The 20,751-nt window shown below is 42.2% G+C and carries 19 protein-coding genes; 9 read left to right on the top strand and 10 right to left on the bottom strand.

Going from position 1 to position 20,751, the window contains the following annotated elements:
* Positions 1-137: 137 nt before the first annotated feature.
* Entirely contained in the window at positions 138-695 is a 558-nt protein-coding gene (locus FTT83_RS08830) for a hypothetical protein (protein WP_086195924.1), read from the top strand.
* 46 nt (positions 696-741) lie between these two features.
* On the opposite strand, the gene FTT83_RS08825 is transcribed toward FTT83_RS08830, so the two are convergent.
* Positions 742-1,647 carry a neutral zinc metallopeptidase gene (locus FTT83_RS08825; RefSeq protein ID WP_086195925.1) on the bottom strand — a complete coding sequence of 302 codons (906 nt, stop codon included), beginning with the start codon at positions 1,645-1,647 and terminating at the stop codon, positions 742-744.
* Positions 1,648-1,698: 51 nt separating this feature from the next.
* Positions 1,699-2,625, bottom strand: coding sequence for a DUF808 domain-containing protein (locus FTT83_RS08820; protein WP_086195926.1), 927 nt, complete (start codon positions 2,623-2,625; stop codon positions 1,699-1,701).
* A gap of 198 nt (positions 2,626-2,823) precedes the next feature.
* On the opposite strand from FTT83_RS08820, the gene trpS reads away from it, so the two are divergent.
* The gene (trpS, locus tag FTT83_RS08815; RefSeq protein WP_086195927.1) at positions 2,824-3,837 is read left to right on the top strand and encodes a tryptophan--tRNA ligase; all 1,014 of its coding nucleotides are present in this window, start codon (positions 2,824-2,826) and stop codon (positions 3,835-3,837) included.
* A 337-nt stretch (positions 3,838-4,174) separates the two neighbouring features.
* On the opposite strand, the gene lysS is transcribed toward trpS, so the two are convergent.
* Together lysS and FTT83_RS08805 are read right to left on the bottom strand one after the other, a co-directional pair.
* Positions 4,175-5,704: a lysine--tRNA ligase gene (lysS, locus tag FTT83_RS08810; protein ID WP_218944789.1), complete on the bottom strand. Its 1,530-nt coding sequence runs from the start codon at positions 5,702-5,704 to the stop codon at positions 4,175-4,177.
* 126 nt (positions 5,705-5,830) lie between these two features.
* Positions 5,831-6,007: a hypothetical protein gene (locus FTT83_RS08805; protein ID WP_180176534.1), complete on the bottom strand. Its 177-nt coding sequence runs from the start codon at positions 6,005-6,007 to the stop codon at positions 5,831-5,833.
* A gap of 484 nt (positions 6,008-6,491) precedes the next feature.
* Between FTT83_RS08805 and FTT83_RS08800 the strand changes: the two genes are divergently transcribed.
* Positions 6,492-6,998 carry a YqiA/YcfP family alpha/beta fold hydrolase gene (locus FTT83_RS08800; protein ID WP_180082782.1) on the top strand — a complete coding sequence of 169 codons (507 nt, stop codon included), beginning with the start codon at positions 6,492-6,494 and terminating at the stop codon, positions 6,996-6,998.
* A 41-nt stretch (positions 6,999-7,039) separates the two neighbouring features.
* On the opposite strand, the gene FTT83_RS08795 is transcribed toward FTT83_RS08800, so the two are convergent.
* Entirely contained in the window at positions 7,040-7,582 is a 543-nt protein-coding gene (locus FTT83_RS08795) for an adenine phosphoribosyltransferase (protein WP_086176209.1), read from the bottom strand.
* A gap of 523 nt (positions 7,583-8,105) precedes the next feature.
* Between FTT83_RS08795 and rubA the strand changes: the two genes are divergently transcribed.
* The 4 genes from rubA (at position 8,106) to oxyR (ending at position 11,435) form a co-directional block, all read left to right on the top strand.
* Complete coding sequence (gene rubA / locus FTT83_RS08790; RefSeq protein ID WP_086195931.1) at positions 8,106-8,270, top strand: rubredoxin RubA; 165 nt, start codon at positions 8,106-8,108, stop codon at positions 8,268-8,270.
* 73 nt (positions 8,271-8,343) lie between these two features.
* Positions 8,344-9,522, top strand: coding sequence for an NAD(P)/FAD-dependent oxidoreductase (locus FTT83_RS08785; protein ID WP_180042941.1), 1,179 nt, complete (start codon positions 8,344-8,346; stop codon positions 9,520-9,522).
* A gap of 56 nt (positions 9,523-9,578) precedes the next feature.
* A complete protein-coding gene (gene estB / locus FTT83_RS08780; protein ID WP_218948902.1) occupies positions 9,579-10,523 on the top strand; it encodes an esterase EstB in 945 nt (314 codons plus the stop codon).
* 6 nt (positions 10,524-10,529) lie between these two features.
* Positions 10,530-11,435 carry a LysR family transcriptional regulator OxyR gene (oxyR, locus tag FTT83_RS08775; protein ID WP_180042940.1) on the top strand — a complete coding sequence of 302 codons (906 nt, stop codon included), beginning with the start codon at positions 10,530-10,532 and terminating at the stop codon, positions 11,433-11,435.
* Positions 11,436-12,357: 922 nt separating this feature from the next.
* On the opposite strand, the gene ppk1 is transcribed toward oxyR, so the two are convergent.
* Positions 12,358-14,439, bottom strand: a complete 2,082-nt coding sequence (gene ppk1 / locus FTT83_RS08770; RefSeq protein WP_180042939.1) for a polyphosphate kinase 1 — start codon at positions 14,437-14,439, stop codon at positions 12,358-12,360.
* Positions 14,440-14,555: 116 nt separating this feature from the next.
* Positions 14,556-15,230: a monofunctional biosynthetic peptidoglycan transglycosylase gene (gene mtgA, locus FTT83_RS08765; protein ID WP_180042938.1), complete on the bottom strand. Its 675-nt coding sequence runs from the start codon at positions 15,228-15,230 to the stop codon at positions 14,556-14,558.
* Between the two features lie 80 nt (positions 15,231-15,310).
* Here mtgA and FTT83_RS08760 point away from each other — a divergent pair, with 80 nt between their 5' ends.
* Positions 15,311-16,123, top strand: a complete 813-nt coding sequence (locus FTT83_RS08760; RefSeq protein WP_180042937.1) for a rhomboid family intramembrane serine protease — start codon at positions 15,311-15,313, stop codon at positions 16,121-16,123.
* Positions 16,124-16,156: 33 nt separating this feature from the next.
* Here FTT83_RS08760 and FTT83_RS08755 read toward each other — a convergent pair whose 3' ends face one another.
* Both FTT83_RS08755 and FTT83_RS08750 read right to left on the bottom strand, forming a co-directional pair.
* Positions 16,157-18,637: an ABC transporter permease gene (locus FTT83_RS08755; RefSeq protein WP_180042936.1), complete on the bottom strand. Its 2,481-nt coding sequence runs from the start codon at positions 18,635-18,637 to the stop codon at positions 16,157-16,159.
* 1 nt (position 18,638) lies between these two features.
* Positions 18,639-19,367, bottom strand: a complete 729-nt coding sequence (locus tag FTT83_RS08750) for an ABC transporter ATP-binding protein (RefSeq protein WP_180042935.1) — start codon at positions 19,365-19,367, stop codon at positions 18,639-18,641.
* 56 nt (positions 19,368-19,423) lie between these two features.
* Between FTT83_RS08750 and FTT83_RS08745 the strand changes: the two genes are divergently transcribed.
* Positions 19,424-20,008, top strand: coding sequence for an arylesterase (locus FTT83_RS08745; protein ID WP_373456123.1), 585 nt, complete (start codon positions 19,424-19,426; stop codon positions 20,006-20,008).
* Between the two features lie 28 nt (positions 20,009-20,036).
* Here FTT83_RS08745 and FTT83_RS08740 read toward each other — a convergent pair whose 3' ends face one another.
* The gene (locus tag FTT83_RS08740; RefSeq protein ID WP_086195941.1) at positions 20,037-20,651 is read right to left on the bottom strand and encodes a carbonic anhydrase; all 615 of its coding nucleotides are present in this window, start codon (positions 20,649-20,651) and stop codon (positions 20,037-20,039) included.
* Between the last annotated feature and the right edge of the window lie 100 nt (positions 20,652-20,751).

The raw sequence follows: 20,751 nt of genomic DNA, 5'->3' as shown, positions 1-20,751 counted from the left end.
AACCATTTTTTCTTTGACCCACAAAATAGTTAAGTTTTTTTACATATTTTTAGCAATGATTTAACATAGCCCAAGATCCTTTTATTTAGTATCTCCTCGTTTCTTTCATTTCTCTCTACATTAAGTTGAATTTAACCATGCATCAAACAGTTAAAACCATATTTCGGCTTTTTTTTGCAGGGATCATTTTTCTTATTACCTTGACTTTATTTTTGAGTATTTTTTCAAAAAGCCGAGAAATTATAAAAGCAGATCAAGCTTTTCAGTACGCTACGCAGATTTCCTTAAAATCTACACCTGACAAACAACTGGTGCTGGTCTCGAATAATCAACGCCCGGATCAGGCCATTTATATTGTGATCGCACAGAATGGTTATATTGCCAAATTAAACTGCCAGCATTATCTGCAAGATATTTGTACAAATGAATATAACCAGTCCCATACCCGACAAATCCAGCAATTAGAGCTATTAAAAATTGGGCAGCAATTCTATATCCAGCAAATCAATTATAAAAATAGCCTGACCCAAAAGCAGCAGCAATGGTCTTATTCCAAGCCGCAAATTGAGCAATTTTATCAGACTGATATTTCAGATTTAAAATATCACCTGTTTAGTATGGCACTGTTTGCATTGGCAGCACTGTATGTATCGATTCGAATTATCCGAAACTTTAAACAGTTTATTCATGGTTAACAAAAAAGAGGATATTAAATCCTCTTTTTTAATGTCTCATTTCTATTTAAATGGCTTGATTAAAAGTATCACAATCGTTGATATTTCCCGATTTCAAACCGGTTTCAAACCATTTCATGCGCTGCTGGCTGCTGCCATGAGTAAAACTATCGGGTACCACCTGCCCGGTCGCACGTTTCTGTAAATAGTCATCACCAATCTTATGCGCTGCATCCATAGCTTCTTCAATATCGCCCTGCTCCAGAAACTGGGTTCGTTGCTGGTTATGATACGCCCAAATCCCGGCAAAACAGTCTGCCTGTAATTCCTGACGTACAGAAAGCTGGTTACCTTGCACTTCACTCGATTGGGCACGGGCTTTTTGCACTTGTGCTGAAATACCTAACAGCGTTTGCAGATGATGTCCCACTTCATGAGCCACCACATAAGCCTGGGCAAAATCACCGGCCTGATCCTGGCGGGACAATTCCGTGCTGTTTTGCTCACCGGAAATACCCATTTGCTGACGCATATCCTTAAAGAAAGCCGTATCGATATACACTTTCTGATCTGAAGGACAATAGAAAGGCCCCATGGCAGATTGTGCGGTACCGCAGCCCGAATCCACGATGCCATTAAACATCACCAGTTTCGGTGCGGCATACTGCGCATTAAGCTGCTGCTGGAACACTTGCGACCAGGTATCTTCGGTATCTGCCAATACGGTACCGACAAAATCCATGGCTTCCTGCTGTTCTGGGCTTGGATTCTCCAAACCTCTGGTTTCAGCCGGTTGTGATTGTGAAGTGACCTGTTTGGTGGACTGATAGGCTTGTTGAGGATCAACTCCAAAAAACTTCCAGGCCACGAATGCGACGATCAGCCCCAAGATACTAATCCCACCTGCTTTAGCTCCGCCACCACCACGACGGTCTTCTACATTGCTACTGATTCGACGTCCTTTCCAGCGCATAGTGCTTTTCCTTAGAATTAGCTCAATCTATTTTAGCGAGCTTTTTCATCATTAAGCCTGTTTTGACTTGGACTTCATCTTCTGAATAACGCTAACCATAATTAAAACTAACAATCCAGCAACAAAACCAATCCCCAGATTAATTAAGGTCGGGGTCACTGCACCAATAATATTGCCCATTGAAGGAAGGTGTTGTACATAATCGACCGAATCTTCAGTGAAATGATGAAACCATGGAATGGTATGAGTAATAATTCCGCCACCCACTAGGAACATGGCAATGGTTCCGACAATGGTCAAAGTTTTCATCAGTTTTGGGGCAAACGCCAGCAAACCGCGTCCCACAGTTTGCTTGAAACCCGATGCCTGCTTGGTTAAGTACAATCCCAAATCATCAATTTTGACAATCATGGCGACAAAACCATATACCCCAATGGTCATGATAATCGCAATCGCTGAAAGCACCATCACCTTAGTACCAAAAGCAGCTGTTGCCACGGTACCCAATGAAATCACCACAATTTCAGCAGACAAAATAAAGTCGGTACGAATCGCACCTTTGATTTTTTCTTTCTCGAACTTGGCCAAATCGGTTTCAATGGCATTGAATTCTGCTTCAGCTGCTTCTTCCGTCGTAGCTTTTTTATGCTGCAAACTGTGCAGTACTTTTTCTACCCCTTCATAACACAGGAACAGACCACCAACCATCAATAACGGATTGATCAGCCACGGCGCGATCACACTAATCAGTAACGCCAAAGGCACCAGAATCAGCTTATTCACAAAAGAGCCTTTGGCTACCCCCCAAACCACAGGCAGCTCACGCTCTGCACGCACGCCACTCACCTGTTGGGCATTGAGTGCCAGATCATCACCCAATACGCCTGCGGTTTTTTTTGCCGCCATTTTACTCATGACAGCAACGTCGTCTAAAACAGTTGCAATATCATCTAATAATATTAATAAACTACTCGCCATTCCTGTTATCCCTAAAGGTTCTATCGGCTATTTTAAAGAGAAAGATTCAAAAAAACTGTATCCACATCATTAAATTGTTCTTATTTTTTCAATGATCTGTTTTTATAGTGCCTGACATTCAAAAACATTATGCCGTACAATAAGGCAATACATCAGCATATAAGTATGTAGTGTTCACTACTTTGGAATAGAGAGATAATGAGTAATCAAGACAATCGTCCTGTTATTTTGACTGGCGACCGCCCAACCGGACAACTTCATTTAGGTCATTTTGTAGGTTCTTTACGTTCACGCGTAGGTTTACAGGATTCTCACCATCAACATCTCCTTCTTGCTGATGCCCAAGCTTTAACCGACAACGCCGATAACTTTGAAAAAGTACGCCGTAATATTATTGAAGTGGCAACAGATTATTTGGCTGTAGGTATTGACCCGACCAAAACCACGATCTGTGTTCAGTCCTGCTTGCCAGCACTGAATGAACTGACCATGTTGTATTTAAACTTTGTCACTGTATCTCGTTTAGAGCGTAACCCGACCATTAAATCTGAAATTCAGATGCGCGGTTTTGAGCGCGATATTCCGGCAGGTTTCCTGTGTTACCCTGTAGCACAAGCCGCTGACATTACAGCATTTAAAGCCACTGTCGTACCTGTGGGCGAAGACCAAATTCCAATGATCGAACAGACCAACGAAATCGTGCGTCGTTTAAACCGTCAGATTGGTCGCGAGATTTTACCTGAATGTAAGGCACTGCTTTCCAATGTTGGTCGTTTACCAGGTTTCGACGGTAAAGCAAAAATGTCGAAGTCTTTGGGCAATACCATTGTGCTGGATGCATCTGACAAGGACATCAAAAAAGCTGTGAATGCCATGTATACCGATCCAAATCATTTGCGTATTGAAGATCCAGGTCAGGTGGAAGGCAACGTGGTATTTACTTACCTAGATGCATTTGATACCAACAAAGAAGAGCTGGAAGAGTTAAAAGCACATTATCGTCGTGGCGGTTTGGGCGATGGTACGGTGAAAAAACGTCTTGAAGGCATTTTGAAAGAACTGATTGGCCCTATTCGTGAACGTCGTATGGAATTACAGAAAGATCCTGACTACATCATGGATATTCTAAAAACCGGGACTGACAAGTGCCGTGATATTACCCAGCAAACGCTTGATGAAGTGAAAGCAGGACTTGGCGTTTTCCACTTCTAAACACTGTATATTTTTAAAAGCCCTTCTTTTCTAGAGGGGCTTTTTTATAGCTAAAAAAATGAGCAATCAATCACACTAACCCAGAGTGATTAACCTGAATTAACACAACTTAACTGAAAGCATCATGAAATGACTCAACATTCATTTTAAGATGTCTTAAATGCTTAGAGCTACCCCTAGTTCTAACATTCTCCTTAACCGAACTGTGCAAACAGATTCGTTGTTCTACGCAATGATCACCCCAATCATTGCGTATTTTTTTTTGCCTGATTTTCAAGCCATCATAAGCTTCAGGCAATAAAAAACCCGCATGAAGCGGGTTTTTAATCTTCACCACTTATGCATGTTTATGACGCATATGCGGGAACAAAATCACGTCACGGATACTTGGTGCATTGGCAAAAATCATCACCAAACGGTCAATACCAATACCCTCGCCTGCTGTAGGAGGAAGACCGTATTCAAGGGCTTCAATGAAGTCTGCATCGAAGTGCATCGCCTCATCATCGCCGGCATCTTTTTCAGCAACCTGTGCCTGAAATCGCTCTGCCTGGTCAATCGGGTCATTTAATTCCGAGAAACCATTGGCCAATTCACGACCACCGATGAAGAATTCAAAACGGTCAGTAATGTGCGGATTTTCATCATTACGGCGCGCCAATGGAGAAGTTTCCGCTGGATATTCGGTAATGAATGTCGGTTGACGCAGTTTGGTTTCCACCGTTTCTTCAAATACGATGGTTTGCAGTTTACCTAGGCCAAAACCAGGTTTCACCTGTTCTTTCAATTCTTCCTGAATGAATTTCGCCAGGAATTCACGGTCAGATACATTTTCAGGTGTAAATTGCGGGTTGTGTTCCAGAATGGCATCAAACATGGAAATTTTCTTGAATGGACCCTTGAAGCTATACACTTCTTCACCATAAGGAACGTCTGTCGTACCCAGGATATCTAGCGCCAGTTTCTCAAGCATATTTTCAGTTAAAGCCATCAAGTCTTTATAGTCTGCATAAGCCTGATAGAATTCAATCATGGTGAATTCCGGGTTATGACGGGTTGAAACCCCTTCATTACGGAAGTTACGGTTAATCTCGAACACCCGCTCAAAACCACCTACCACCAAACGTTTCAGGTAAAGCTCAGGTGCAATACGCAAGAATAACGGCATATCTAAGGCATTATGATGCGTTTCAAACGGACGCGCAGAAGCACCGCCTGGAATTACATGCATCATTGGCGTTTCCACTTCCATGAAGCGTTCATTGCTTAAATAGGCACGAATCCCAGAAACCACTTTGGCACGAATTTCAAAGGTTTTACGGGTTTCTTCGTTTACGATTAAATCCAAATAACGTTTACGGTATTTGACTTCTGTATCAGTTAAGCCATGGAATTTGTCTGGAAGTGGACGCAGTGACTTGGTTAAAAGTTCAAATTTCTCGATGTGTACATACAGGTCACCTTTACCGGAACGGCCGATATAACCTTCAACTGCAATGATATCGCCCAGGTCCAGGCTCTTGATGGTTTCCAGTACTTCAGGTGCAAGTTCTTTACGTGCAACATAAAGCTGAATACGGCCAGTCATGTCCTGGATCACAATGAATGACCCGCGGTTCAACATCACGCGACCAGCCACTTTTACATGGACGTGTTCGCCAGCTTCAATTTCTTCTTTAGATTTTTCAGCAAATTGGTCTTGTAAATCTTGTGCATAGTGCTCACGCTTAAACGCGTTTGGCCATGGACTAATACCAGTTTCTTTTGCGTGGTCTTGAATCTGCTTTAACTTGGCATGACGCTGTGCAATTAAATCGTTTTCGGAAATGTGTGGTTCAGAAGTCGATTGAGCGTTATGTTGCGTCATCTCTGCCTCGAATATGTGTAAAAAACGGAAGTTGCATAGCATAGCAGATTTAGTGCAAATTTCGAATGTCTTATTGCTATACAAATGCACTGATTTGCTAAAAGCCGGGTTCTTTACTTCATCTGGCTAGGCTTCGGTAAGCTGTTTAACAGTCTCATAACCCTTTTTAAACCCGTTTTCCATCATTTCCCGATAGCCTTTAGACCTACCTACATTCACCCTGAGTATGTTTTTTCCATCTATCTGCTCCAGAACATATTTCTCTAAAGCACCCTTCCATTTTTTAACTTCTTCACCTTCCAAATCTTCAATACTCTCTCAAACCCTAGCTAAATGTTTAAAGATCACCACTTTCAACTCTTCCAAACGCTCAATCGTAGCAACCATACCGTTGCCGTAGGTTCATTGGCTATAGCTAAGGATGCCATATACCTGCCGTACTTTTTAAGGTAAGGCTGCAATTAAAATTGCATAACTCAATGTTTCAATAGCGTGGCCAACTCTCCAAAACATGCTGTCCATGAAAGTAGAGAAACCATTTTTTACACCATCGCTACATTTTGTTATTGAATACTGAGTTGAACAATAAATCACACCAAGCATTTATTTTTAATAAATAATTTATTTTTAAATTAAGTTTATTAGATTGATCTGAAATACACCTTAGACCAAAAGCTAACTTCTTTGTTCAGCCAAGTCACTTACAATAGATTCAAGAAAAATAGTTGAAAAGTAATCTATTCGACTGTGTCTATCTTTGTGAATAAAGAAAGTATGAACTAAAAAAATGACGACATGCCCTTTAAAAATCCTATTTTTGCATGGACTCGATTCTTCGCGTGAATCAGCCAGATTCCATGCTATTAACGCCGATCATAAATATTGTATCGATGTAGATTATCGCAACCTGAATTTTCAAACCGTCGCTAACTTTTACCGGGAAATTATTGCCAAAATTCAACCGGAAATTCTGATTGGCCATAGCTTGGGGGCTTACTGGGCCTTAAAAATGTCAGTCCTATACAAAATTCCGGCGATTATTGCCAATCCCAGCCTAAGCCCAGACTTTCGTGCTGATTATCCACCTATTAGCGAAGATGATCTGGAACATGATATTGCACAAATTGCCTATCTGGAATTAGGCGATGAAGAACTGGATATGTATGCTGTACAACAGCAACTCGAACCCTATATGCAGGTTCAGGCCGTCGAAGGTGGACATCATCGTTTAGCCAGTCCAGAAAATATCAATGGACTGCTTCAGCATATGCAGACATATTTTCTGAAAAAATAAAAAAGCCTTGGAATAACCAAGGCTTTTTTCACATGCTTTAATCAAGCAACAGCTTGTTCTGGTTGAGATTTTTCATCTAATACCGACCAAATATCTAAGCCGAGGTCATTATGCAAATCTGGCAAATCCAGAAAAACACTAGCCCCTAAAACTTCATGCTTGCATTTATTCACTAACTGTTTAACTGCTTTTAGCGTACCGCCAGTGGCTAACACATCATCTACGATAATGATTTTTTGCGCTTGAACATCAGCCGACATTTCCAGACGGTCCATGCCATATTCCAGACTATAACCGACACCAACCACTGGTGGCGGTAATTTTCCTGCCTTACGAACCAGCAATAAACCTTTGCCCAAACGTTGCGCCAATAAACTTGCAAGTACAAAACCGCGCGCTTCAACTGCAACAAAACTGTCGACTTCTGCCAATTTTTCAGCAGGAATACTGGCAACTAAAGCGTCAGTTAATAACTCAATGTTTCCCATAAATAATGGAGTCAAGTCATAAAAACAAATACCTGGTTTAGGGAAATCCTGGACCGTACGAATGTTAGACCACAAAGTTGTAGACAGATTGCTCATGGGAGAAAAGTATTTTAAAAGAGAATATATGAATTTTAACGCTTTATTAGGCCTATGACCAGTCAGCGCTTACTTTTAAACCATAATAAAAATAATCACAAAATTATAACTTACTGATTTAGTTATTTAATTTTTTAAATAAATAATAGGTATAGATTTATCTAATCATAGAATAACAAATACAGGTTTTTTTTTCTGCACGACCTTAGTCTAAAAAGACCACTTATCCACTTTGACTACGCTGGGATCCAAAATCTTGTTTGTCGCACTGCTTAAAAAGAAAAGTTAATTTATATTGCTCCACTTCTGCCTATTTTCATGCTTTAAAGACCAGTTTTGTTCTTCTCAGCAATTCTGGTTTCAATTTCTGTCCTTAAACTCCGATATTTGCTTTACATTGTAGATAGAACTGCGTAAAAATTTGCTTGAATGTGTACATTGAAAGTCATATCAATAGAGTCACACGGTATATGGAATATTACTGACCGCATATTTTTGAAAAGTCAGTGTTTTGGAGAGTCAAATGAAGAAATATCAATGCATCGTTTGTGGATGGATTTATGACGAAGCTGAAGGTTGGCCACAAGATGGGATTGTCGCAGGGACCAAATGGGAAGACATCCCGGATGACTGGACCTGCCCGGACTGTGGTGTATCAAAAGTTGATTTCGAAATGGTAGAAGTCTGATTATTGATACAAAAGACCATAGTGAATGGTCTTTTTTTATGTCTTATTAAAGAAAAACAGTCTGGAGAATAATATGCATCCTATCGTCATCATTGGTTCTGGTATGGCCGGCTATACCGCAGCACGTGAATTTCGCAAGCTTAATCCCGAGCATGAGCTGGTCATGATCTGTGCAGATGATGCGGTAAACTATGCCAAACCGACACTTTCCAATGCTTTAGCTGGGAACAAGGCACCTGAACAAATTGCTTTAGGCGATGCAGCTAAAATGGCAACGCAACTGAATATGCGTATTGAAGCCCATACCTGGGTCAAAGAAATTCAAGCAGCCCAACATCAGCTTATTTTAGAAAAAGATGGTCAGCAAAGTACTCAGCCTTATGCCAAGCTGGTTCTTGCAGTGGGTGCTCATCCTGTTCGCGTAGCGATTGCAGGCGATGGCAGTGATGATATTCATGTCGTCAATAATTTAGAGGACTACAAGGCATTCCGTAAAAATCTGGATCAACATCACGATAAACGTGTGGTGATTTTAGGTGCCGGTCTGATTGGCTGTGAATTTGCCAATGACTTGCAAAACACAGACCATCAAGTGACTGTGATTGATTTGGCTCCTCAACCTTTGGGACGCTTATTACCCGCCCATGTTGCAACGTCTTTCCAGGAAAAACTTGAGGATACCGGTATTCACTTCGTTCTGGGCACCACGGTTGAAAAAGTCATCAAAGTGGAACAAGGCGATTATCAAATCACGTTAGCCAATGGTCAGTCTGTGATTGCCGACATTGTACTTTCTGCGATTGGTTTACACCCGAATCTGGAGTTAGCAAAAGCTGCTGATATTCATTGCAGTCGCGGTATTTTGACCAATAGCCATCTGGAAACCAACCAGGCAGATATTTATGCCATTGGGGACTGCGCCGAAGTCAATGGTTTGCTGTTGCCATATGTCATGCCAATTATGCAACAGGCACGTGCCTTAGCCAAAACCTTGAATGGTGAAAAAACCCATGTGCATTACCCGGCAATGCCGGTTGCAGTAAAAACACCTGCTGCACCACTGACAGTACTTCCTGCACCTGTGGACGTTGATGTAAACTGGGAAACAGAAGAACTCGAAGATGGAATGATTGCTAAAGCCATCGATAGTGAAAATACCTTACGTGGTTTTGTCTTGTTGGGACCAAGTGCTGCCAAACAGCGTTTGATTCTCACCAAACTGGTGCCGGACTTGATTCCTGCTGCAGTTTAAGGTTTTAATACCAAGGACATTTTTTCAGCAAAATGTCCTTTTTTAGGAAAATAACAATGGATAGCGCACTCAGTTTTACGGGTTCTCCCTATACATCTTTTATGCATGAAACCAAAGTCAATTTAGGTAATGGCGTTGAACTTCATGTGGAAATGGGTGGAAACCCGGAACATCCTGCCATCATGCTGATTATGGGTCTGGGTGCGCAAATGTTGTTTTGGCCTGATTTTTTCTGCAAATCCCTGATTGACCAAGGTTATCGCGTAATTCGTTTTGACAACCGCGATATTGGCTTGTCTTCCAAAATTCGTCATTCTGGTCCACGTCTCAACACATTGAAATTGATGGGACGTTTTGCCTTAGGCTTACAAAATCAAGGTGCGCCATATAACTTATATGATATGGCAGAAGATGCAGCACTACTGATTGATCGTTTGGGTCTGCAACAAGTCTCGGTCATTGGCGCTTCCATGGGGGGCATGATTGCACAAATTCTGGCAGCAAAACATCCACAAAAAGTCAGTAATCTGGGCCTGATGTTTACCAGTAACAATCAGCCTTTATTACCACCGCCTTTTCCCAAACAACTGTTTAGCCTGATTGGCAGACCAGAATCGACTGATGAAGAAGGCATTGTGAACCATAGCGTGAAGGTATTTAACATTATTGGCTCACCTGGATATATCAATCAACTGGAAATTATTCAGACAGCACGCAAATTATATCAACGAAGTTACTATCCAGCGGGTGTACTTCAACAGTTTTTAGCAATATTATGTACAGGTTCTTTGCTACAATTGGGTAAGCAAATTCAGCAACCTACCCTCGTGGTACATGGCTCTCGTGATCGTTTATTGCCACCGAGTCATGGCAAAGCAGTTGCAAAGGCAATTACTGATGCTAAGTTTGAATTAATTGAGGGAATGGGGCATGATATCCCACCGCATTTTATTCCATATCTGAGCGGATTATTTGCTGATCACTTTAAATCAAAACATTAGGACACTATGGCTGCATTACCCTCTTTAAGACAGCTGTCATACCTCGTTACACTGTCTGAAACGCTGCATTTTACTGAAGCTGCGCGCCGTTCATTTGTGACCCAGTCAACCTTGTCTGGCGGGATCATGGAGTTAGAGCGCTTGCTAGGTGGAGTACTTGTTGAACGCGATCGCCAAAATGTACGTTTAACTCCGCTTGGTGAACAGGTTGTTGCACGAGCCCGTGTTCTTTTGGCAGACGCCCAAGACCTGATGCGTTTAAGTCGTGAAATGAGCGAACCTTTAACAGGTGATCTACATTTAGGGATTATTCCCACAATTGCACCTTTTATTCTGTCGCAACTGCTAGATGAAGTGCATAAACAACTTCCTAAAATTCAGCTGCACTTGCACGAAGCACAAAGTGAAAAAATTGTCGAAAAACTCGAACATGGTAATTTGGACATGATCGTGTTGGCATTGCCTTTTGACACACGTGGCTTAAAAGTTGCAGAAATTGCAAAAGAAAATCTGTATCTGGTTTACCATAAAGCGGATCAGAATGCGCAGAATGCCCGCAGTTTGGATGATCTGGATTTATCGCGCTTAGTATTACTTGAAGAAGGTCATTGTTTACGCAACCATGTGTTAAGTGCCTGTCCAATTGGTGAACGCAAAAATGATCATCGCTTAAAAGCAAGTTCATTACCGACACTAATAGAAATGGTTTGTTCAGACTTAGGCTTTACCCTGCTTCCTGAAATTGCGATTCATAACCATATGATTAAAGCCAATTCAGACTTGGTGGTGAAACCTATAGAGGCAGCGCCAAGCCGTACTCTTGCCCTGGTGACACGTAAAAGTACCCCATTGCAAAGCGAGTTTGATGTCCTGTTACAAATCTTGCAAAAAATCACCCAGACTCTTCATTAAAAGATTCAATCTATTAAAAGGAGCAACTGCTCCTTTTTTTATACTTAATGTAAAGTATGCAGGCTCATTTTTTTAATCAAATGCCTTATTTTCTTCATAAAAAAATGCTTAGCACGCGGATAAACCTTAATTAAAACAAATGGACAACTTCTCATACATAGGGATAAACAGAGAAAGTTACATTCAAGAAATTACTCACTTCTGAATTGCAAACACCATCAAAAGTGAGCAATTCCAGGCAACCATTCAACTACTTTATATACTTGATAATAGGTATTTTATGTTTCATTTAAAAATGAAAGGTAAAAAATAGCTTATCCACCCAGATAAGCCATGTAAGGTAAAATATTTCCATTACTCTGATTGTAATAGAAATATTATAGCCCTTGGAGTTGAAATAGGATTGTTGAGTCAACCCAAACAAAAAGCACTGTTATGCTATAAGCTAAATATCACTTCTAATATCCCTATAATTGGGTATTTTTCATCATTTATAAGAATACCTGTACTTTGCACAAGAAAATAACTCAACCACAAATAAGTCAAAATAAAATAATTTATATCTAAATATTCTTTACTGTACAGAGACTTAAATTTACTTTTATTTTATAAATTCACCAGTTTCAGGAATAGCTGTTTGTTTATTTTTATCACCAAGTAACCAAATAAAATATACCACCACTGTGAGTACAAGCTTGTTAGTGAACTGCTATTAGCCGTTTCTATCATGATGATAGAAGATCAACCCTTTTTTTAATCATTCATTAGAAAAACAATATTAAAAATATCTACAGAAAAATTGCCAGCGTAGAACCTTTATTTTTTAAGTTGAGGATGATTTATTGGGAATAATTTATGAATAAATCAATCAAATCAAGGAATCCAAAGACTCCTTGATTTGAGATGGGGACACTATTGTGGATTATTTGATCATCTCTAATAATATACGCTGTGCATTATGTGCTTCTTGCCCTTCAGCAACTTGCGCACGTAACCATGTACCATCACTTTGCAGTAACCACGCTTGCTGATTATCCTTTAAATAATTCAGTAAACCTTGCTGATAAATGCGTTTTTTCAATGCTGCATCTTCAATCGGGAAACAGGCTTCCACACGATTGAACAGGTTTCGATCCATCCAGTCTGCACTTGAACAGTAAATCCGGCTATCTCCTCCGTTCAAGAAGTAATAGACACGGGTATGCTCAAGGAAACGTCCAACAATGGAACGTACCCGAATATTTTCAGACAGATCAGGTAAACCGGGACGCAGGCAGCAGATTGAACGGATAATCAGATCAATTTGTACACCGGCTTGCGATGCTTCATATAATTTATTGATCAGTTGCATTTCCGTTAAGGCATTCACCTTGACAATAATTTGCGCAGGCTTGCCGGCTTTGGCATTGGCAATTTCATCATCAATAAAATTAATCAGCTGAGCATGCAAGGTAAAAGGAGCATGCAATAACTTTTTCAGTTTTGCCATTTTCCCCATACCGGTTAATTCCTGGAAAATGCGGTGCACATCTTCACAAAGCTCTTTGTCTGTGGTCAGCAAACCATAGTCAGTATAAATACGGGCATTACCAGCATGGTAGTTACCGGTACCTAAATGTACATAACGCACCAGCTTATTATTTTCACGGCGTACCACCAGAATCATTTTGGCATGGGTTTTATAACCGACAATGCCATACACGACGACTGCTCCAGCTTCTTGCAGTACATTCGCTACTTCAATATTGGATTCTTCATCGAAACGGGCACGGAGTTCAATTACCGCTGTCACTTCCTTGCCATTACGTGCTGCTTCCGCCAAGACCTGAACAATTTCAGAATCCGGACCACTGCGATATAGCGTTTGCTTGATGGCTAAAACTTGTGGATCACGTGCCGCTTCACGTAACAAGTTAATGACTGGGGCAAAAGATTCAAACGGATGATGGAGTAGAATGTCCTGCTTCTGCATGGCAGAAAAAATATTTTCAGACTTTCTCAGCACTTTCGGAATAATAGGCGTATGTGAATCATAGCGTAAATGTGGACGCTTAAAATTGGACAATAACCGTGCCAAGTTAACCGGGCCATCAACCTTATACAGTTGCTCTTCTTCCAGATCAAACTCATCCAGCAAATAGTCATAAATATGTTTCGGGCAATTATGAGTCACTTCCAGACGTACCGCACGACCAAAACGACGCGAGTTCAATTCGCCTTTTAAGGCCTTGGCCAAATCTTCCACATCTTCGTTTAAAGCGAGATCGGCATTTCGGGTGACACGGAACTGGTAACAGCCGGTTGCTGTCATGCCCGGGAACAGGTCTGAAACATGCTCATGAATAATCGCAGACAGCATCACATGATGCTCTTTCCCGCCAGTAAGTTCATCCGGCAAGCGCACGACACGGGGCAATGAACGCGGTGCAGGCACTACGGCCAAATCAATCTGACGGCCAAAAGCATCTTTACCTTCCAGAGTCACAATAAAGTTGAGGCTTTTATTGACTAGCCGTGGAAAAGGATGCGCCGGATCAAGACTGATTGGCGTCAGTACCGGCGCCACCTGCTCCTGAAAATATTTTTTGATCCAAGCCGACTGTGCCGGAGTTAATTCGCCGCGACGCAAGAAACAGATGTCTTCTTCACGCAGTTTAGGCAAAATTTGTTCATTTAAAATACGGTATTGGCGGTCAATTGCCTCATGCGTGGTTTTGGAAATAATATCCAGCACCTGCTTCGGAGTTAAACCGTCTGGACTACGACTTTCATTACCCAAGTCCAGTTGCTCCATCACGCCGGCAACGCGAATTTCAAAAAATTCGTCCAGATTACGCGAGAAAATCAGTAGGAAATTCATCCGGTCAAGCAAAGGATGTAAAGGATCGACCGCTTGTTCCAATACCCGCAAATGGAAGTCGAGAATAGAAAGCTCACGATTAATGTAGCGATCATTATATGTATATTCTATTTGCGCCGGAGTCGTATTAGCAGCCGTATTCATACCCTAACCTATGATTATTCGAAAGTAGTCCGTATCTTCATAAGTATGCTTCAAATTTATGACAATTTCATAAAAAAAAGCCCAAATCACTGGGCTTTTTGAAAATAAATCCTAAATTAGGGAATATGGCTATAACGCATATATTTTTGAATCATGCGTTTACGATATTGTAATTTTTTATCATGTTGATGATCTTGATAATATTTAGGGTTAGGTAAAATGGCTGCTAAGAATGCCGCCTGTTCACGACTCAGGCTTCGCGCACTTTTGCCAAAATAATGCTGGGTAGCGGCTTCTATGCCATAGATATTGTCACCAAATTCTACCGAGTTGAGATAGACTTCCAGAATGCGCTGTTTTGACCACATGCGTTCCATCATCCAGGTGGCAACCGCTTCCTGTCCTTTACGCAGGAAGGAACGCTTATTGTATAAAAACAGGTTTTTGGCCAGTTGCTGGGAAATGGTTGAACCGCCTGCGACCACTTTACCCTTGTCTTTGTTACGTTCTAAGGCGAACTGCATGCCTTCCCAGTCGAAACCTTTATGCTGCAAAAACTTTCCATCTTCCGCAGCAACCACGGCATGTTTCATATAATCACTGATCTGATCATAATCACGCCACTCATGTTTAATCGGTTTCGAAGGTTCGGACCAATAATCCAGACGCATCATCATGGTGGTATCCACCGGATGGGTGCGCCACCACAGCAAACTTGAAAAAATCCACAGTTGAACCAAAAGCACCAGACTGACAAGTATTAACAAACTACGAACAATAAAAGCTTTCATGTCAGTGAGTTACTCCAAAAATCTGTTTTTTTTCGTGCTAAGCTGGATACTGAATATAGCAAAGATTATAAAAGAATAGCATGGCCGAACTTTCTCCCCCTCCCATTCGAACTAAACCCGAGGTTCATCTTTGGTGGCTGACGGCAGTTTTTATTGCCATCAATGTCGGTTTATTTCTCTGGCAAGTCCTGAGTGGAGTCAATATTACGACTCCAAGTCTGGTCGATGCGATTCATTGGGGTGCTGATTATGCACCTTTAACCTTTTTAGAGGAACCCACTCGCCTGTTTACAAGCATGTTTTTTCATTTTGGCTTAATTCATTTAATGCTAAACATGTGGGCACTGTATATTTTTGGCAGTGTGGCTGAACAGCTGTTAGGCCGGTTTTATTATCTGGGACTTTATATTCTTGCCGGTCTGATGGGCAGTTTACTCAGTGGTTTCATCGATATTCAGAATACCTTTGCACTCTTGCAAAGCAATGATCCTAAGTTTCTTCCCACCGTCAGTGCCGGTGCATCGGGTGCCGTGATGGGTATTGGCAGTGCATTGACTGTTTTATCCCTACTCCCCCTATTACCGAAACAACGTTTTATTCTAGATAAAAAAAGCCTGCTGATGATTATGGGCATCAATTTGTTGATTGGCTTTACCATCGCCGGAATTAACAATGCCGCACATATTGGCGGCATGTTGATGGGTGCGGTGCTGACAGCAATCTGGTATGTGGGACAAAGAATACATAAACCCAATTTGGCTTTTGTAGTAGGCATGGCAGTAGGCATCATCAGTTGTTATTTGCTGTATGCTTACTGCATGCAGAAAGTGCAGATTCTGGAACCAGTCTGGCGGCAAATATTGGCCGCTATGCGGGCACAACTGCATTTTTAATGCCCAGAATTTTGTCTACTGAAGATGAATCTGCTATTGATTCATCTCACGTAAACTTTGCAGTGGCGGAATATCACACAGATAACTCAAACGATAACGTCCAATCAGCGCGCACAGTAGCGTCATAAGTATGGGTAAAATCAGCCAGATTTGCCAATGGGGCTGAATCAGCAGATTCATTTTATAACTGGCAATGGCACTGATGACTTCGGCAAACAGGCAAGATACGATTCCTGCCATGAATCCCATAAAACCAATTTCTAGGGTCATCATCTGCTTGAGCTTTTGTTTGGAACTGCCAAATGAACGTAGTAAAGCCACTTCACGTTTACGCTCATCCATCAACAGGTTTAAACAGGCTATTAACACCAGAATACCCGAAACACTGACCAACAGTGCCAGAATGGTAACAATTTGTACCAGGACATTCACCAGACGTTTGACCTCATCCAGAATCTGGCTAACATCAATAAAAACGGTGTTAGAGAATTGCTGAATCAGCGCAACCATCTGGTTTTTATCCTGTTCCGGTACATAAAAACTGCCTAAATAGCTACCCGCATTTTCATCCATAGTTTTGGGGGCGAAAATAAAGAAAAAATTCGGACTAAAGCTTTCCCATTCCACACTGCGCAAGTTCACTACTTTGGCCTGAATCTGACCTTCAGGCAGGCTGAAAGTCAACTGATCACCGATTTTGATGCCCAACTCCTCTGCAATTTTGGCTTCAACTGACACCTCATCAGGATGTTTCAAGGCTGCCGTGCCCTGCACGATGATATTGTCAGCCGGATATTCGGTGGTCTGGGTTAAATTCAGTTCACGCCGTAAAGAATTGTTGCTTTTAACCAGATCTGCTGCAAAGGGCTGATCATTCTTTGCCACCAATCGGCCACGAATATTGGGATATAAAGGCGTACTTGGCCATCCATGTTGCTTAATCTGCGCTTTAAAGGCTGGCATATCAAACGGCGGCAGGCCATAAACAAACTGATTCGGTGTGCCTGCAGGCAATTGCTGCTGCCAACGTTCCAGCAAATCTGTCCGCAACACGGTTAACACTGTCATCAGACTCAGGCCCAGTGCCAGAGCAGTAATTTGAAAAGCTGTTTGATACGGCACCCGCACATAGGCTGAAATTGCCCCTTTCAGGTTTTTGATGAACTTTAAACAGCCCCAGATCAATACATAGAGCAGTGTACACAGCAGTACAATCGCCCCCATCACCCAGGCAGTGAGCACGATATTTTCTGTCAATACGATACTGAACAGGGCCAAGCTGGCTGTGCCCATAATTAACATCCAGAGCATGGATTGTACTGACTTTTCCTGCTGGCGAATCACCCGAATCGGCGGGGTATTGAGCAATTGCCATAAGCTGGGCACAATGAATCCCAATAGCACCACTGCGCTGGTCAGCATGGCAATCGGTAATGGTCCCAGCAGCATCTCTCCTGCTGAAAATGCAATCTGTAAATTTGGAATCAGTTGCAGCATCAATTGCAGCAAACCGTAACCCAAAGTGACACCCACCAGACTGCCAATCAGCATGGCGACCAGCAAAACCACGGCCAGCAAGGTAAGATAGGCATTGAGAATCTGGCCTCGTGTCGCACCGATACAACGCATCAATGCAATATTGTCCTGATTTTGTTGCACATAGCGCTGGCTGGTCAGGGCAATCGCAATCCCACACAGCAAAATGGTCAAGATATTGCTCAGTTGCAGGAAAGTATCCAGATTGGCAATCGGTTTCATTAAACGGGTATTGCCTTCGCTGGCATTTCTTAACCTAAGGCTATTTTGCTCATCCTGCGTTGGTGCATCATGTGCTGCTTTCGGCAAGGTCGCGTGCTGCTGTTGCTTAAAATCTTGTTCAAACTGCTTGGTTTGCTCGGGATCACCCGCCATTAACAAACGATACTCGGCACGGCTCCCCACCTGAATGGCATTGGTTTTGGCGACGTCGTTACGGGAAATCATTACCGTCGGTGAAAAACCGGAAAAGCCCAGTTCCTGATTGGAATCATGTACAATTTTTGCCGTGATCTTAAACTGGCCATCTGCAATATTGATTTGGTCACCCAATTTAACATGCAATAAATCCATAGCACGTGGGCTCATCCAGACCTCACCAGACTGGATGGTTTTAACCTGGGGCAGCACCCGAAGCTCGCCGCGCAAGGGAAATGCCTGATCGATGGCTTTGACATTGACCATGACAAATTGATCATCGGTACGCGCCATTGAACTGAAAGCGGTGACTTGGGATAGTTGCAGTTTTAATTGTCTAGCCTGATTCTGCCACTTTTGTTCCAGTGGCTGATTGTCGCTCAGCACCAGGTCAGCTGCCAGCATTTCTGCTGCCTGTAAGGCTACGGCATTCTGAATCTGTTCATTGCTAAATTTCAGCGCAGTGGTGGCACTAATCGCCAGGGTCAAGGCAATAATCAGCAGATAAACACCGCTGCTTTTAAAGCTTTGCGTCAACAAGGGCCGAAATAATCGATTCATTTCAGTTCTCTCCCGAGCCATGTTCGATCAAATGGCCATCACGCAACTCAAAATGACGCTGGCATTGCTGGGCCAATGTTGAATCATGGGTCACCAGCACCAGCGTGGTACCAAACTCACGATTCAGCTGAAACAACAGTTGTTCAATTTCATTGGCGGTTTGCGCATCCAGATTACCGGTTGGTTCATCGGCAAAAATAATTTGTGGATCGCTGATTAAAGCACGGGCAATCGCTACCCTTTGCTGCTCACCACCAGACAAGACTTTGGGAGTTTGGGTGGCCTGACGTTCCAAGCCGACTTTTTTCAGCAAGGCCAAAGCCTTTTTTTCCGCTGCAGCAAAGTTAAAATTCTGCTGTAAGCGTAGCGGTAACATGACATTTTCCACCGCCGTTAAGTGCGGCAACAGCTGAAAGGATTGAAACACAAAACCGATATTTTTTAAGCGTACCAGCGCACGCTGTTCTTCATTCAATTCGCCAATCGATTGCCCGCATACCTGCAATTTCCCTGAGGTGGCCTGATCCAGCGTGGCCAGAATACCCAGCAAGGTCGATTTCCCCGAGCCGGATCGTCCGGTAATCGCTACCTGTTCACCACGATAAATATCAAAGCTTAGATTTTCAAAAATGCTGAGCTCTTTTTGGGAAAATTTGATCTTTTGGCTAAGCTGCTGTGCAGAGATAATCACTTGTGGCATGATGGAATGGTCGCTATTAACGTAAGTCATAAAATTCCTATATGCAAAATCGCAATCTGAAAACTCTTGTATGGGCTTGCCTGGCCATGCTCAGTCTGGGTCTTAGCCCAGTCATAGCATCTGCGAAAACCATTATGATTGTGGGTGACAGTATTAGTGCAGGTTATGGCCTACAGGCAGGGCAAGGCTGGGTAGCATTATTACAGAAACGTCTAGACCAACAGTATCCGAAACAGCATAAAGTGGTCAATGCCAGTGTCAGCGGTGAAACCACCAGTGGTGCTGTGGCGCGTTTACCGAAATTGCTGCAAACACATAAGCCACATATTGTGGTGATTGAACTGGGCGGAAATGATGGTTTGCGCGGTCAGCCACCGCTGTTGATTCAAAAAAACCTGACGACTTTAGTACAGCAAAGTCAAAAGGCAAAAGCAAAAGTGATTGTTTTTGGAATGAAAATTCCGCCCAATTACGGCACAGCTTATAGCAAGGCCTTTGAGAAAAATTATAAGATTGTCAGTCAACAACATAAGGTAAAATTGTTGCCGTTCTTTTTAGAAGGGGTTGCTGGCAAAAAAGACCTGATGCAAACCGATCTGGTTCATCCCAATGCATCTGCCCAAAGCATCTTGTTGAACAATGCTTATCCCTATATAAAAGGCGCTTTATAAAGCGCCTTTTATGAATCATGCTTTTTACTTAAAAATCAAAGAAAACCACTTCACCCGTTTCAAGTGAATACTCTGCACCTACTACTTTTAATTTGCCTTGGACAATTAGATTTTCCAATACCGCAGACCCGTGACGCAACTGATTCACAGATGCAAAAACGTTGGAACGTACTGCATGTTTAGACAGTTTATCCAGATCATCTTTAAGTTCAGTCTGCATTAAAATTTCAACTGAAGGACGTACTCGATTGACAATCGACATCAAGTTTGCTGATGGTGGAGCTGCTGGATTGGTCAAGGCATCAATGGTGGAATGAATGGCACCACAATGCGTATGACCCAATACGATCACTACAGGGCAATGAAAACTTTCTGCTGCAAATTCGACACTTCCCACTTGAGATGGCGCAACAATATTACCCGCTACACGAATAACAAATAAATCACCCAGCCCCTGATCAAATACCATTTCAGCCGGTACGCGGGAATCTGAACAGCCTAAAACAATCGCAAATGGGTCTTGGCTTTCGGCCATTTCTGCGCGCTGTTGGTGAGTCAAAAGCTTCAAATGGGTTGTTTCACCGTTTACAAAACGCTGGTTCCCTTTTTTTAAACGATCCAAAGCTTCTTCTGCTGTTAGCATGCTGGTCTTCCAATGTTTTAAGTTGCAATATTTTAATGCCATCAAAACCGAAAGTCACTTGCAAAAAACATAGCTCTACAGTTTATAATGACCTGAGAAA

This window comes from Acinetobacter sp. YH01018 (genome assembly GCF_013420295.1).
Lineage (GTDB): Bacteria > Pseudomonadota > Gammaproteobacteria > Pseudomonadales > Moraxellaceae > Acinetobacter.
This window is presented reverse-complemented; position numbering and strand designations above follow the sequence as displayed.

Coding starts and splice junctions, on each gene's coding strand:
- FTT83_RS08755 (WP_180042936.1), bottom strand. CDS start 18,637: ATGAATCGATTATTTCGGCCCTTGTTGACGCAAAGCTTTAAAAGCAGC.
- FTT83_RS08830 (WP_086195924.1), top strand. CDS start 138: ATGCATCAAACAGTTAAAACCATATTTCGGCTTTTTTTTGCAGGGATC.
- FTT83_RS08820 (WP_086195926.1), bottom strand. CDS start 2,625: ATGGCGAGTAGTTTATTAATATTATTAGATGATATTGCAACTGTTTTA.
- lysS (WP_218944789.1), bottom strand. CDS start 5,704: ATGACGCAACATAACGCTCAATCGACTTCTGAACCACACATTTCCGAA.
- ppk1 (WP_180042939.1), bottom strand. CDS start 14,439: ATGAATACGGCTGCTAATACGACTCCGGCGCAAATAGAATATACATAT.
- FTT83_RS08760 (WP_180042937.1), top strand. CDS start 15,311: ATGGCCGAACTTTCTCCCCCTCCCATTCGAACTAAACCCGAGGTTCAT.
- FTT83_RS08825 (WP_086195925.1), bottom strand. CDS start 1,647: ATGCGCTGGAAAGGACGTCGAATCAGTAGCAATGTAGAAGACCGTCGT.
- FTT83_RS08785 (WP_180042941.1), top strand. CDS start 8,344: ATGCATCCTATCGTCATCATTGGTTCTGGTATGGCCGGCTATACCGCA.
- estB (WP_218948902.1), top strand. CDS start 9,579: ATGGATAGCGCACTCAGTTTTACGGGTTCTCCCTATACATCTTTTATG.
- FTT83_RS08800 (WP_180082782.1), top strand. CDS start 6,492: ATGACGACATGCCCTTTAAAAATCCTATTTTTGCATGGACTCGATTCT.
- FTT83_RS08740 (WP_086195941.1), bottom strand. CDS start 20,651: ATGCTAACAGCAGAAGAAGCTTTGGATCGTTTAAAAAAAGGGAACCAG.
- FTT83_RS08745 (WP_373456123.1), top strand. CDS start 19,424: ATGCTCAGTCTGGGTCTTAGCCCAGTCATAGCATCTGCGAAAACCATT.
- rubA (WP_086195931.1), top strand. CDS start 8,106: ATGAAGAAATATCAATGCATCGTTTGTGGATGGATTTATGACGAAGCT.
- FTT83_RS08795 (WP_086176209.1), bottom strand. CDS start 7,582: ATGAGCAATCTGTCTACAACTTTGTGGTCTAACATTCGTACGGTCCAG.
- FTT83_RS08750 (WP_180042935.1), bottom strand. CDS start 19,367: ATGACTTACGTTAATAGCGACCATTCCATCATGCCACAAGTGATTATC.
- oxyR (WP_180042940.1), top strand. CDS start 10,530: ATGGCTGCATTACCCTCTTTAAGACAGCTGTCATACCTCGTTACACTG.
- trpS (WP_086195927.1), top strand. CDS start 2,824: ATGAGTAATCAAGACAATCGTCCTGTTATTTTGACTGGCGACCGCCCA.
- mtgA (WP_180042938.1), bottom strand. CDS start 15,230: ATGAAAGCTTTTATTGTTCGTAGTTTGTTAATACTTGTCAGTCTGGTG.